This is a genomic window from Phytopseudomonas daroniae (assembly GCF_004327275.1).
GTDB lineage: Bacteria > Pseudomonadota > Gammaproteobacteria > Pseudomonadales > Pseudomonadaceae > Aquipseudomonas > Aquipseudomonas daroniae.
In genome coordinates this window covers 512,103-524,379 of record NZ_QJUJ01000004.1, presented here as the reverse complement: position 1 = coordinate 524,379, position 12,277 = coordinate 512,103, and the positions used below count along the sequence as shown (strand labels likewise).

The following is a 12,277-nucleotide window of genomic DNA, read 5'->3' as shown; positions in this document are numbered from 1 at the left end:
CCTCGGAAATTCGTCAGCGCGACTCCGGTGCCTCGGCTACGGCGCTATCCACCGGCTCGTCGTCCAGTTCGATGCGCTGGATCCGGCCGACCAGAAACAGATAACAGAACGCCGCCAGCAAGGCATTAACCGCCACATAGGTCAGTGCCAGATCGAAAGAACCGGTACGGCTCACCAGGTAGCCGACCACGATTGGCGTGGTGATCGCCGCCAGGTTGCCGAAGGTATTGAACAGCCCACCGGAGAGGCCGATGATCTGCCGCGGCGAGGTATCGGCGACCAGCGTCCAGCCCAGGGTTCCGAACCCCTTGCCGAAGAACGCCAGAGCCATCAGCGCCAGCACGGCCGTATCGGTGTCGGCGTAGATACAGAGCACCATGCTGGACGACAGCGCCATACCGGAAACAATCGGCAACTTGCGCGCCAGTGTCAGGGAGTGGCCACGACGTAGCAGGCCGTCGGATAGCAGACCGCCGCACAGGCTGCCGACGAAACCACTGATCGCCGGCAGCGCCGCGGCGAAACCCGCGCCTATCAGGGTCATGCCGCGCACCTGGATCAGATAGACCGGAAACCAGGTCAGGAAAAAGTAGGTCGTTGCATTACTGAAGAACTGTCCGGCATAGATGCCCAGCAAGGTGCGCTGACTCAACAGCAGCCAGAGATAACCGCGCTGCGAGCGCCCGCTGCGGTTCTGCAGCGGGTGCAGGTCGATCAGCCCGCCGCCCGTCTCTATGTGGGCGAACTCCGCGGCACTGATTGCGGGATGGTCGCGCGGGCTATGGATGATCCTGAGCCACAAGACGCACAACAGCAGACCGAAACAGCCGAGCACGATGAATACGTACTGCCAGCCCATAGCCTGTACCACCCAGCCCATCAGCGGGGCGAACAGCGCTGTCGAGCAATACTGTGCGGAGGCGGAAACGGCCGTGGCGGTGGCACGCTCAGCGGTCGGGAACCAGGCCGCGATGATGCGTGCATTGCCGGGAAAACAGGGCGCCGCGGCGAGCCCCACCGCCAGCCGCAGAAGGAACAGCGTGGCGATTGTCCAGGCCAGCGGCAAGAAACCGACGAAGGCCTGCGACAGGGTCAGCAGCGACCAGGCGAACAGGGCGATGGCATAGACACGCTTGACATCGAAACGGTCGAATAGCCAGCCGCCAGGGATCTGTGCCACCACGTAGGCCCAGCCGAAAGCCGAGAAGATATAGCCCAGGGTCACTGCACCGATCCCCAGCTCCGCTTGCAGGGCCGCACCGGCAATCGACAGGCTGGAGCGGTCGGCGAAGGTCACCGAAGTGACGAGAAACAACATCAGCAAGATGCTATAGCGCACCCGACTCGCTCTGGCTGTTGGCATCTGGCTGATCATCCAATGATTTCGAAATCACACCGGCACACAATGCTCCGGTGACGAATCAGGCCGACATCGAGGACGGCGCGCTTGGCTGAATGGACGGGGAACCTAAAAGCGCACAGATGAATATGTGCTGGGTGGCAGAAAGAATCATCAATCAAGTGCCTCAGTGTTTTTATAGTGGCAGGGCTGTGTGGCGAAACACGGCCTGTGGCGCTTTACATGAGAGGTGCGGGTGCTTTCTGCTTGACATACGTTATCGTACGACAATTGAAAATATTTTACATCCGAGACCAGTACCTTGAGAGATATTGATTCAACTCAAGAATACCAGGGGCCTCTGTAACGAAAGGTCACAACATCCTGACCGATTGCTGCGTTGACATGCACGGATGAGCTTGATACTAATCTGCAAAGTCATACGACAACGTATGACACAACTAATAACAATAGAGGCAAGGTCATGCCCAAGACCTTAAGCGCCCACCCCGCACACCACGCCTGTGTCGATTCGCTTCGGCACCTCGGTGATCACCCCAATGGCTGGCAGTTTTCGCCATGCGCCTGAGTCCAGTTACCTCGCTGCACTGCCATCGCCAGCGCGACCAGGAATTGCCCGATAACCTGACGCTCTCCCCTCGCCAGGTATCAGTTCGTGCCTGGGCGCTCGCCTGCAGAGCGTCATGGACACGTTGCTTTCCAAGCCGCAAATCATGCGTCAACCAATGCTGACGACCCTCAGTTCAATCCGGAGCCTCCAATGAAAAAAATATTCCGCGCCTCCCTCCTCTCTGCCATGGTCGGCATGGGTGCTATCGGCACCCACTCGGCCGCTATCGCCGATGACGTCAAATGGCCAACCCGCCCCGTCCAGGTGGTGGTGATCGCCAACCCTGGCGGCGATAGCGACTTCAACGCCCGCATGATGGCCAAGTACTTCAACCAGATCACCGGCAAAACCATGGTCGTCACCAACATCGCAGGCGGCGGCGGTACTCTCGCAGCCGAACAAGTGAAAGGTGCAGCAGCCGACGGCAATACCATCCTCTTCACCCACCCGGGCCAACTGATCGTCAATGAAGTGGCCGGCCTGACTGAAGACAGCTACGAGACCTTCGATGTTGCCTGCATCGCTGGTGTCGACAAGAGCGCAATCTTCGCTGCTTCCAAGCAGTCCGGGATCACCAGCATGAAAGACCTGATCGAGAAGGCCAAGGCCAAGCCAGGCAGCATCACCTATGGCACGGAAATGGGCAGTTTTTCCCATATTCAGGGCCTGATGCTGGAAAAGGTTACCGGCACCAAACTGAAGATGGTCGATGGCGGTACCGTGTCCGACCGCGTGGTGGGCATGCTAGGCGGCCGCCTCGATCTGGGTGCGATCAGTTACGGCTCCCTGCAAGACTACATCGACGGTGGTCAGATGCTCGCCTTGGGCCAGCCCAACGACGAACGTAACGAACTGCTGGGCGACATCCCGACGCTCAAGGAGCAGGGTGTGGACATCAGCCTCGACAAACCCTACGTGGTGGCCTTCCCGAAAGGTACCGACCCGGCCATCGTCGAGAAGATGGCTGACATCATGAAACAGATCACCGAGAAGCCGGAATACGCCGAAGACCTGAAGAAATTCAAACAGCCGGTTGCCTACTTCGGTACCGAAGAATCCAAGGCAATCCTGGCCAAGACCCGCGAAGACTTCATGCAGTTCAAGGATCAGTTGCGCCAGGGCAAGTGAGTCATTACGTAGCGCTGGCCCGATAACTCGGGCCAGCGCTGCGCATTCGTTCTTCGAGGTTTCATATGAGTACCACCACGAAAAAGAAAGAGCTGACCATCGGCATCGCCATGATCGGCGCCAGCCTCGCCTACCTGGTGATGGCCTACCAACTGCCGGGGCATGATGGCGTCGACGCCGGAACCGTTCCGATACTGCTGGCCGGCCTGATGCTTCTGCTGGGTGCGATGCAGCTACTCACTGCACTGGCGCAAAAGCCGCAGGCCCGCACCGAAGCTGCCAGCCAAGGGAGCAGTGATCTGCCGGAGCTGCCCACCGAGGCAGCCCCCAAGGAAATCATCGAACCCAAGACTGTGCTACTGACACTGGGCTTGATGCTGGGCTACATCGCCTTGCTCGGCCCGGTCGGTTTCCCGGTCATGACGGTGATCTATCTGTACCTGCAGTTTCTGGTGCTGACGCCTGTCCGCCAGAAACCCAGACACCTGAGCTACCTGCTGATTTCGGTAATCAGTTCGGCTGCCATCTTCCTGCTGTTCCGCGAGGCCTTCGATCTGATGCTGCCTGCCGGTCTGCTGAACAACTTCCTCTGAGGATCGACCATGCTCGAATTACTCCAGCAAGGCTTTGGTGCGGTCTTTTCACTGAACATCATGCTGCTGATGGCCATCGGCGTGGCGGTCGGTATCGTGTTCGGCGCGGTGCCTGGACTGTCCGCCACCATGGCTGTGGCGCTGTGCCTTCCCCTGACCTTCACCATGGGCCCGCAAGCCGGCCTGTCGCTGCTGGTGGCGCTGTTCATCGGCGCCACATCGGGAGGACTGATTTCAGCGATTCTGCTGAAGATTCCAGGAACCCCATCGTCCATCGCCACGGTTTTCGATGGTGGCCCATTGATGGAACAGGGCCACGGTGCGAAAGCGCTGGGCATCGGTATCGTGTTCTCCTTCCTGGGCACGCTGTTCAGTATTGCCGCACTGATGTTCATCGCTCCGCAACTGGCCAAGGTGGCCCTGAGCTTCGGCCCTCACGAATACTTCGCCATTGCCATATTCTCACTGACCCTGATCGCTACGCTGTCAGCTGGCTCGATGGTCAAGGGGCTGTTCGCCGGTGCCCTGGGTTTTGCAGCCGCCACCGTAGGCATCGCCCCGGTGGAAGCCATCCGTCGCTTCACCTTCGGTTTCAGCGAGCTGAATGGTGGCTTCTCCATGCTCACGGTGATGATCGGCATGTTCGCCGTAGCCGAGATCATCAAGCTTGCCGAAACGGGTCGCCATGCGGTGCAAGGCAAGGCCAAGTCGGTCAGCATGAAGAACATCAAGGGCTTTGGGTTTTCGCTCAAGGAGTTCCGCGAGCAATTGCCGAACGCTGGCCGCTCCGGCCTGATCGGCCTGGGTATCGGTATCCTGCCAGGTATCGGCGCGGGCACCTCGAACCTGGTGGCCTATATCATCGCCAAGAAACGCGCCAAGGACGGGCATACCTACGGCAAGGGCAATATCGGTGGCGTGGTCGCCAGTGAAACCGCCAACAATGCCGGTATCGGTGGCGCGATGATGCCGCTGATGACGCTGGGCATTCCCGGTGACACCGTCACCGCGATCATGCTCGGCGGCTTCCTGATCCACGGCATCCAGCCCGGCCCCCTGCTGTTCATCAGCCAGGGGCCGCTGGTGTACACCATATTCGCCGCGCTGATCGTCGCCACCTTCATGATGCTGTTCATGGAGTTCTACGGCCTGCGCCTGTTCGTCAAGCTGCTCGATGTGCCCAAGCACATCCTGTTGCCGATCATACTGGTGTTGTGCGTAGTGGGTGCCTTCGGTCTTTCCAGCCGCCTGTTCGACGTCTGGTCGATTCTGCTGTTCGGCCTGCTCGGTTTCGCCTTCGTCAAGGCCGGCCTGCCAGCGGCACCGTTCATCATCGGCTTCATCCTCGGGCCGATGGCGGAGACCAATCTGCGTCGTGGCCTGATGCTGTCGGACGGCAACTTCATGGACTTCTTCACCAACCCCATCTCCGGCAGCTTCCTGGGCATCGCCCTGATGTTCATCCTCTGGCAGGTGTACAGCGCAATGCGTCCGAAACCGAGCGCGATCAACGAAATTCTGCGTACCTGATCGCGCCACCTGCGAACAAAAACGCCGCTCCAGTTGGAGCGGCGTTTTGCATTGCGGGGCACTAGTGTCGCAACAACGATCCTATGTCGGCCAGGGTGGTCGATGTGCCCGAGGCGGCGAACGGGGTATCGTAATGTGGGATGGTAGCCATAAGGCGCAAGCGGCCGTTCGATGATCCGCGTTGAACCGTGGATCACGGCCTTCGGCCCCGGATTACGCCTGCGGCTAATCCAGGCTACATTCGGGGCACGGCACCCGGTAGGTTGGATTAGCTCGTAGGATGGGTGAAACCCATCGGCAATTGATGGGTTTCACCCATCCTACGAGCTCAGCCTGATCGCTCGGATACGACATTTGATGTGTGATCCTAGTTAGTCGTCGCTTTTCTTCAACTTCGGATTGGGGAAGAACTGCACGGCCTTGACCTTGGGATCGGCAGCCTTGGGCTTCAGGGCACTGACGTTGACGCGGGTCGGCAGCTCCTTGGCCACCGAGTTGCCGCGCTCGTCCAGGGTGTCGGCATAACCGCACTGCACGCACTCGCGATGCGGCACGCCATCGACGTTCCACATCTTGATGCTGTCCATTTCGCTGCACGCCGGGCACACGGCCCCGGCGATAAAGCGTTTCGGCGTGACCTCGCTCATGCCGCCTCCGTACTCAGGCCCAGGTGGCGCAGCAGGGCATCGATGCTCGGCTCGCGGCCGCGGAAGTCGACGAACAGCACCATCGGCGCCTGGGAGCCGCCACGGGCCAGGATCGCCTCGCGGAAGGCGCGACCGGTCTGCGGGTTGAGCACGCCCTCTTCCTCGAACTTCGAGAAGGCATCGGCGGACAGCACTTCGGCCCACTTGTAGCTGTAGTAACCCGCGGCGTAACCGCCGGCGAAGATGTGCGCGAAGCTGTTGGGGAAACGGTTGTAGGCCGGCGGACGCATCACCGAGACCTCGTCGCGAATGCCTTCGAGCACCTCCAGCACGCTGCGACCGTCACCGTGGCTGGCGTGCAATTCGAAGTCGAACAGCGAGAACTCCAGCTGGCGCACCATCATCAGCCCGGACTGAAAGTTCTTCGCGGCCAGCATCTTGTCGAGCAGATCCTGGGGCAGCGGCTCGCCGGTCTCATAGTGGCCGGAGATCAGCGCCAGGCCCTCGGGCTCCCAGCACCAGTTTTCCATGAACTGGCTGGGCAACTCCACGGCATCCCAGGCCACGCCGTTGATCCCGGAAACACCAACGTGCTCGACCCGGGTCAGCAGGTGATGCAGGCCGTGGCCGAATTCGTGGAACAGGGTGGTGACTTCATCGTGGGTCAGCAGCGCCGGCTTGCCGGTCGAAGCAGGGGTGAAATTGCACACCAGGTTGGCCACCGGGCTGACCAGTTCGCCACCGGCGGCGCGGCGCTTGTCGCGGGCACCATCCATCCAGGCACCGCCGCGCTTGTTGGCGCGGGCGTAGAGGTCGAAGAAGAAGCGCCCGACGTGCTGGCCGTTCTCCTCGATCTCGAACAGGCGCACGTCCGGGTGCCAGCTGTCGAAGCCGGAGAGCTCCTTGATCTGGATGCCGTAGAGCTTCTCGACGATGGCGAACAGGCCGCCGAGCACCTTGTCGATGGGGAAGTAGGCGCGCAGGGTTTCCTGGGAAATGCTGTAGCGCTGCTCACGCAGTTTTTCGCTGTAGTAGCCCACGTCCCAGCTCTGCAGGTCGTTGCAGCCACGCTCGGCGGCATAGGCCTTGAGCTCGGCCAGATCCTGCTCGGCGAAGGGCTTGCTGCGCACCGCCAGGTCACGCAGGAAGCTCAGCACCTGCTCGGTGGACTCGGCCATCTTGCTGGCCAGGCTGAGTTCGGAATAGTTGGCAAAACCGAGCAGGCGCGCCAGCTCCTGACGCAGATCGAGAATCTCGGCCATCACCGGGCCGTTGTCGTTCTGCCCGGCGTTCGGGCCCTGATCCGAGGCGCGGGTGCAGTAGGCGGCGTACAGCTCTTCGCGCAGGGCGCGGTTGTCGGCGTAGGTCATTACCGCGTAGTAGCTGGGAAATTCCAGGGTGATCAGCCAGCCTTCCAGCCCCTTGGCCTCGGCCGCCTGTTTCATTTGCGCCTTGGCCGAATCGGTGATGCCGGCCAGCAGGCTTTCGTCCTCGACGTGCTTCGTCCAGGCCTGGGTGGCGTCCAGCAACTGGTTGGAAAAGCGGCTACCGAGCTCGGAGAGCTTCATCTGGATCTCGCCGTAGCGCTTCTGCTGCTCGGCCGGCAGGTCGATGCCGGACAGACGGAAATCACGCAGGGCATGCTCGAGAATGGTCTTCTGCGCCACGTCGAAACCGGCCGCTTCCGGGCTGGCGGCCAGCGCTTCGTAGGCCTGGAACAGGGCACGATTCTGACCCATTTCAGTCCAGTATTCAGACAGCTTCGGCAGACAGGCCTCGTAGGCAGCGCGCAGCTCGGCGCTGTTGCACACGGCATTCAGGTGGCTGACCGGGCTCCAGGCGCGGCCCAGTTTCGAACCCTGCTCGTCGAGCGGGTCGATCAGCGATTCCCAGCGCGGCGCATCGCCCTGGCTGGCCAGCAGCTCGGCCACCGCGTCGCGGCTTTCGGCGAGGATGGCATCCACCGCCGGCTCTACATGTTCAGGAAGGATGGTCGAATACGGCGGCAGGTCGAAGGATTGCAGCAGGGGATTGTTCGCACTCACGTCGGGTACCTGTGGTGGAATGAATAAGAGGGCTTATTGGCCCGATATGGCGTCCATCTTAATTACAATCAAGGCCTGACGCAGCTTAAGAGGTTCTATCGTGACGATTCGTAGTTATCAGGGCACCAAGCCAAACCTTGCAGATCGAGTATTCGTCGACGCCTCGGCGGTGGTCATCGGCGATGTCGAAATCGGTGAAGACAGCTCGGTGTGGCCGCTGACCGTGATCCGCGGCGACATGCACCGCATCCGCATCGGCAAGCGCACCAGCGTGCAGGACGGCAGCGTGCTGCACATCACCCACGCCGGCCCGTTCAACCCGGACGGTTTCCCGCTGATCATCGGCGACGAGGTGACCATCGGCCACAAGGTCATGCTGCACGGCTGCACCCTGGGCAGCCGCATCCTGGTCGGCATGGGCAGCACGGTGATGGATGGCGCCGTGGTCGAGGACGAGGTGATCATCGGCGCCGGCAGCCTGGTGCCGCCGGGCAAAGTGCTGGAGAGCGGTTACCTGTACGTCGGCAGCCCGGTGAAGCAGGCGCGACCACTGACCGACAAGGAGCGCAATTTCTTCAGCTACACCGCCGGCAACTACGTGAAGCTCAAGGATCAGCACCTGGCGGAGGGTTTCGACCGCTGATCAAAGACTCTCTGGCAAGCGGTGCATCTATCGCCTCGAAGGTGTAACCTTCATTTGACGTAAAATAAATACCAAATGACGGAGGTCGCCATGGGCATCACCGTAGTGAGCCAGAACAGACGCAAGAAGGATGACGATCATCCGATCGCTGCTGCCTTCTGGGATTTCAGCGCAGGCCGAGACAACCTCAATGAAGCCGAACGGTTGCAGCAGATCAGAACGGGGTTCACGGCTGATCTGGCCCAGGCCGTGAAAGCCGCCTTTGTGCTCCCCGAAGGCAGCCTGGAGAGATTGCTCAACGCCTCCACTTCGACGCTGGAGCGGCGGCGGCGCGAACACAAGAACCTCGATCCGGTTGCCTCCGAGCGCCTGGATCGGATCGCCACGGTTTGCCAACTGGCCGAAGAGGTTTTCGAGAGCCGGCAGGAGGCCGCCAACTGGATGTCCCGGCCCAACGGGGCACTGGGCGGTCAGGTGCCGGTCATGCTCTGCGAAACGGAAATCGGCGCCAGGCAGGTTCGCCGTGTACTCAATGCCCTCGACTGGGGTGGCGCGGCCTGATGCGGGCCTGGCGTGTGGCCAAGGCCAAGCGAGCCAGGGATCTTTCCGGCATCGGTGCGGCGCTCGAAGGCGGGCGCTGGAACGAGCAGGATGTGCCTGCGGTATATATGGGACTCTCCCCGGCGATATGCTGCCTGGAAACCTTCGTGCATGCCGAAGGGCCACCGGCGATGCCGATGAAGATCACCTGCTTCGAATTGCCGGATGATCCCGAACTCTACTGGGAACCCGACACGGGCGAGCTCCCCAGAGGCTGGAACGCCTTGCCGGTAGACCGCCCGAGCATGGAGTTCGGCACTGGCTGGCTACGCTCTGCAAGCCACCTGGGCCTGATCGTGCCGTCTGCGGTACTGCCGCTGGAACGCAACCTGGTGATCAACCCGCAGCATCCGGCCGTCAGCCAGATCAGCATCGTCGACATCTACGACTTCACCTACGACCCGCGCATGTTCAAGGCGTGAGTCGCTGTATTTCCCAGGAGAGCACGTGAATATCCGTCCTATTACCGAAGCCGACTTCGAGCAGGTCTGGCCGATCATCCGTGACGTCGTCCAGGGCCAGGAAACCTATGCCTACGATCCGGCCATGGATCGCGACACCGCCTGGAAACTCTGGGTCGAACTGCCCCGCGCCACCTTCGTGGCCGAGGAAGACGGACAGATTCTCGGCAGCTACTACATCAAGGCCAACGCCGCCGGGCCCGGCGACCACGTCTGCAACTGCGGCTACATGACCGCCGCAGTTGCCCGTGGCAAGGGCGTGGCCAGCGCCCTGTGCGCACATTCCCTACAGATCGGTCGCGAACTGGGCTTTCAGGCGATGCAGTTCAATTCCGTGGTGGCCAGCAATACGGTCGCCGTGGCGCTATGGCAGAAGCACGGTTTCAGCATCGTCGGCACCCTGCCCCAGGCCTACCGCCATCGCACCCTGGGCCTGGTGGATTGCCATGTGATGTATCGCTGGCTGCACGATTGAAGGAAGCAGGCCAACGCCCACCGGCATATGACGGGGCGGGTCTTATCGACAAAGCGCCTCTTCTGCATCGAGCCGGGGCGTGCGGACGGTCGTAGGGTGGATCGGGGCGCGTAGCTGACGCTTCACCTACGCGACCCGACCCGTCCACCGCTCCGAAATCGCAATGGTGGACAAAAAGAGCGTTGTCCACCCTACGTCTGCTCCCGCCTGTGGAGGCTAGCCAGCCGTGCCAGGGAGAAGGCCGATAGGTTCACCGCGCCCGCCTCCTGGCAGTGCTGCATGGCCAACGCCTCGCCGATCCCGGCGGAATGCTTGAAACCATGTCCCGAGCAGGCCGACACCAGGGTCACGTTGGCCATCTGCGGATGCGCGTCGATGATGAAGTTGAAGTCCGGGGTGATGGTGTAGGTACAGACCCTGGATTTGAGCACTCGCTTCGAAACACCCAGCAGGCGGCCAGCCACGTGGGCGTCGTACATGGCATCGATATCGGCCTGGCTGACGCTGCGATCGACCGCGTCAGGATCACAGCCGTCGAGGTACTGCTCGGTGGCGATCTTGATGGCATTCTCGCCGGGCAGCGGCGGGAAGCCGTAGCAGCTGTCGGTGTCTGCCGCGCCGTGCAGCAGGATGTACACCGGTGAATCAGGCGCGAAGCGCTCGGGCTCATCCAGCTCGAACCAGAACAGCTGCTGGCGGCATACCTTGAGCAGGCCTTCGAACGGCGCGCCGAGCAGGCGACCGGCCCACATGCCGGCACAGACGATCACCTTGTCCGCTGTCAGCGTGCCGTTGCTCGTCTGCACACGAACACCCTGACCGACCGACTCGATGGCGGTGACCAGCGTGTTCTTGTGCAGGGTCGCACCCAGGCTCTCGGCCAACCTCAGTTGCACCTCGATGGCCAGCTCAGGCCGTACATACCCGGCCCCCGGTTCGTGATAGCCGACAGCCTGTTCACCGAAACCGCCGAACTGTGGAAAACGCGCGCGAATCTGCGCGGCATCCAGCAGGCTGTGCTCGATGCCGAAGCGCTTGGCCAACGCCGCGGTCTCACCGCCGAAGTCCGGCGTGCCATGGCCACGGGTCGGCGCCTGGCTGCTGCTGAGCATCAGCATGCCGCAGGCCTCGAACAACGATTCACCACTCTGCGCCTCCAACTCGCGCCAGATGCGCTGGGCGTTCAGCGCCAGCGGCACATAAGCCGCGCCCTCGCCCACCGCCTGGCGGGTAATGCGCGTATCGCCATGGCTGGAGCCCTGGTCGTGGGGCGGCGCGTAGCGATCCACGCCGGCCACGCGCACGCCGCGCTTGGCCAGTTGATAAAGGGTGGCGGCGCCCATGGCCCCCATGCCGATCACGATGACGTCGTAGTGCATGCGCAGTCCTCTACAGATTCACAAAAGGCTGGGTTTCCTCGCGAAACGCATCGAGGAAAGCGACCATCCGAGCGTGCCGCTGCAGGGCCAGCCGCGCGCCGCAGGCGGTCTGAAAGCCAGAGGCCAGGCCCAGCAGCTTGGTGCGGAAATGATCCAGGGCGAAGCGCTGATCATCCAGCGGACGCTGCAGCGCATCGATGTCATCGGCGTCGTACAAGGCGCTGCCCAGTCGCCCGGACACATGGAAACAGCGCGCCACACCGATCAAACCAATGGCATCCAGGCGATCGGCATCCTGCAGGATGCGTGCCTCGAGGCTGGTCGGCGTGATCGCCGCGGAAAAGCTGTGCGCTTCGATGGCATGGCATGCGGCGGCAATGCGCTCGGCACGCCACCCCAGCCTGGCGAGCACTTCAGCGGCGCGCGCGGCAGAAAGGCGCGAAGCACTGGCGCGCAGCGGCGAATCCTTCTCCACCGCCACACAGTCATGCAACAGCACTGCCGCCAACAACAGCTCCAGGTCACCGCCCTCTTCCTGCTGCAATAAACGGGTGTTAGCCCAGACCCGCATCAGGTGCGACAGGTCATGGGCGCCGTCGTCGACCGAGGGCGAACAGAGAGCCAGCAATTGGCCGGCCAGCTGCGCAAAGGGAGCAAAACGATCCATGGGCATCGGCAAGAGGCAGTGTGCGGAAGCCGCACCTTAGAGCCAGGCGCCGCGCCTCGCAAGCCAGGCGGCGAAGAATGGCCCCTCGCCATCACTGGACAATATCGCACCGCTTGCGACACCTTTGGTGCTTCGCCGA

General features: G+C 61.9%; 12 protein-coding genes. 7 read left to right on the top strand and 5 right to left on the bottom strand.

Annotation, left to right across the window (positions count from 1 at the left end; all coding sequences use genetic code 11):
- Positions 1-13: 13 nt before the first annotated feature.
- On the bottom strand, positions 14-1,363 hold the full coding sequence (locus DNK10_RS13220; RefSeq protein WP_131191861.1) for an MFS transporter: 1,350 nt from the start codon (positions 1,361-1,363) through the stop codon (positions 14-16).
- Positions 1,364-2,120: 757 nt separating this feature from the next.
- Here DNK10_RS13220 and DNK10_RS13215 point away from each other — a divergent pair.
- From DNK10_RS13215 to DNK10_RS13205, 3 genes are all read left to right on the top strand, one after another.
- On the top strand, positions 2,121-3,098 hold the full coding sequence (locus DNK10_RS13215; protein WP_131179267.1) for a tripartite tricarboxylate transporter substrate binding protein: 978 nt from the start codon (positions 2,121-2,123) through the stop codon (positions 3,096-3,098).
- A 65-nt stretch (positions 3,099-3,163) separates the two neighbouring features.
- Positions 3,164-3,691, top strand: a complete 528-nt coding sequence (locus tag DNK10_RS13210) for a tripartite tricarboxylate transporter TctB family protein (protein WP_131179268.1) — start codon at positions 3,164-3,166, stop codon at positions 3,689-3,691.
- Positions 3,692-3,700: 9 nt separating this feature from the next.
- Positions 3,701-5,221 (top strand): tripartite tricarboxylate transporter permease, encoded by a 1,521-nt coding sequence (locus DNK10_RS13205; protein ID WP_131191860.1) that lies wholly within the window; start codon positions 3,701-3,703, stop codon positions 5,219-5,221.
- Positions 5,222-5,592: 371 nt separating this feature from the next.
- Here the strand turns inward: DNK10_RS13205 and DNK10_RS13200 are convergent, their stop codons facing one another.
- A complete protein-coding gene (locus DNK10_RS13200; protein ID WP_131191859.1) occupies positions 5,593-5,868 on the bottom strand; it encodes a YheV family putative zinc ribbon protein in 276 nt (91 codons plus the stop codon).
- Positions 5,865-7,913, bottom strand: coding sequence for an oligopeptidase A (gene prlC / locus DNK10_RS13195; RefSeq protein WP_131191858.1), 2,049 nt, complete (start codon positions 7,911-7,913; stop codon positions 5,865-5,867). Before prlC ends, DNK10_RS13200 begins: the two co-directional genes overlap by 4 nt.
- 100 nt (positions 7,914-8,013) lie before the next feature.
- Here prlC and DNK10_RS13190 point away from each other — a divergent pair, with 100 nt between their 5' ends.
- The 4 genes from DNK10_RS13190 (at position 8,014) to DNK10_RS13175 (ending at position 10,092) form a co-directional block, all read left to right on the top strand.
- Positions 8,014-8,556: a gamma carbonic anhydrase family protein gene (locus DNK10_RS13190; RefSeq protein WP_131179272.1), complete on the top strand. Its 543-nt coding sequence runs from the start codon at positions 8,014-8,016 to the stop codon at positions 8,554-8,556.
- Positions 8,557-8,646: 90 nt separating this feature from the next.
- Entirely contained in the window at positions 8,647-9,117 is a 471-nt protein-coding gene (gene parS, locus DNK10_RS13185; RefSeq protein ID WP_131179273.1) for a type II RES/Xre toxin-antitoxin system antitoxin, read from the top strand.
- Complete coding sequence (locus DNK10_RS13180; RefSeq protein ID WP_131179274.1) at positions 9,117-9,578, top strand: RES family NAD+ phosphorylase; 462 nt, start codon at positions 9,117-9,119, stop codon at positions 9,576-9,578. The genes parS and DNK10_RS13180 overlap by 1 nt, the downstream gene beginning before the upstream one ends.
- Positions 9,579-9,603: 25 nt before the next feature.
- Positions 9,604-10,092, top strand: coding sequence for a GNAT family N-acetyltransferase (locus tag DNK10_RS13175; RefSeq protein WP_131179275.1), 489 nt, complete (start codon positions 9,604-9,606; stop codon positions 10,090-10,092).
- A 191-nt stretch (positions 10,093-10,283) separates the two neighbouring features.
- Here DNK10_RS13175 and solA read toward each other — a convergent pair whose 3' ends face one another.
- Together solA and DNK10_RS13165 are read right to left on the bottom strand one after the other, a co-directional pair.
- A complete protein-coding gene (gene solA / locus DNK10_RS13170; protein WP_131179276.1) occupies positions 10,284-11,471 on the bottom strand; it encodes an N-methyl-L-tryptophan oxidase in 1,188 nt (395 codons plus the stop codon).
- 10 nt (positions 11,472-11,481) lie between these two features.
- Complete coding sequence (locus DNK10_RS13165) at positions 11,482-12,144, bottom strand: HD domain-containing protein (protein ID WP_131179277.1); 663 nt, start codon at positions 12,142-12,144, stop codon at positions 11,482-11,484.
- Positions 12,145-12,277: the final 133 nt, after the last annotated feature.

Coding starts and splice junctions, on each gene's coding strand:
- solA (WP_131179276.1), bottom strand. CDS start 11,471: ATGCACTACGACGTCATCGTGATCGGCATGGGGGCCATGGGCGCCGCC.
- DNK10_RS13220 (WP_131191861.1), bottom strand. CDS start 1,363: ATGCCAACAGCCAGAGCGAGTCGGGTGCGCTATAGCATCTTGCTGATG.
- DNK10_RS13200 (WP_131191859.1), bottom strand. CDS start 5,868: ATGAGCGAGGTCACGCCGAAACGCTTTATCGCCGGGGCCGTGTGCCCG.
- parS (WP_131179273.1), top strand. CDS start 8,647: ATGGGCATCACCGTAGTGAGCCAGAACAGACGCAAGAAGGATGACGAT.
- DNK10_RS13215 (WP_131179267.1), top strand. CDS start 2,121: ATGAAAAAAATATTCCGCGCCTCCCTCCTCTCTGCCATGGTCGGCATG.
- DNK10_RS13165 (WP_131179277.1), bottom strand. CDS start 12,144: ATGCCCATGGATCGTTTTGCTCCCTTTGCGCAGCTGGCCGGCCAATTG.
- DNK10_RS13210 (WP_131179268.1), top strand. CDS start 3,164: ATGAGTACCACCACGAAAAAGAAAGAGCTGACCATCGGCATCGCCATG.
- DNK10_RS13180 (WP_131179274.1), top strand. CDS start 9,117: ATGCGGGCCTGGCGTGTGGCCAAGGCCAAGCGAGCCAGGGATCTTTCC.
- DNK10_RS13205 (WP_131191860.1), top strand. CDS start 3,701: ATGCTCGAATTACTCCAGCAAGGCTTTGGTGCGGTCTTTTCACTGAAC.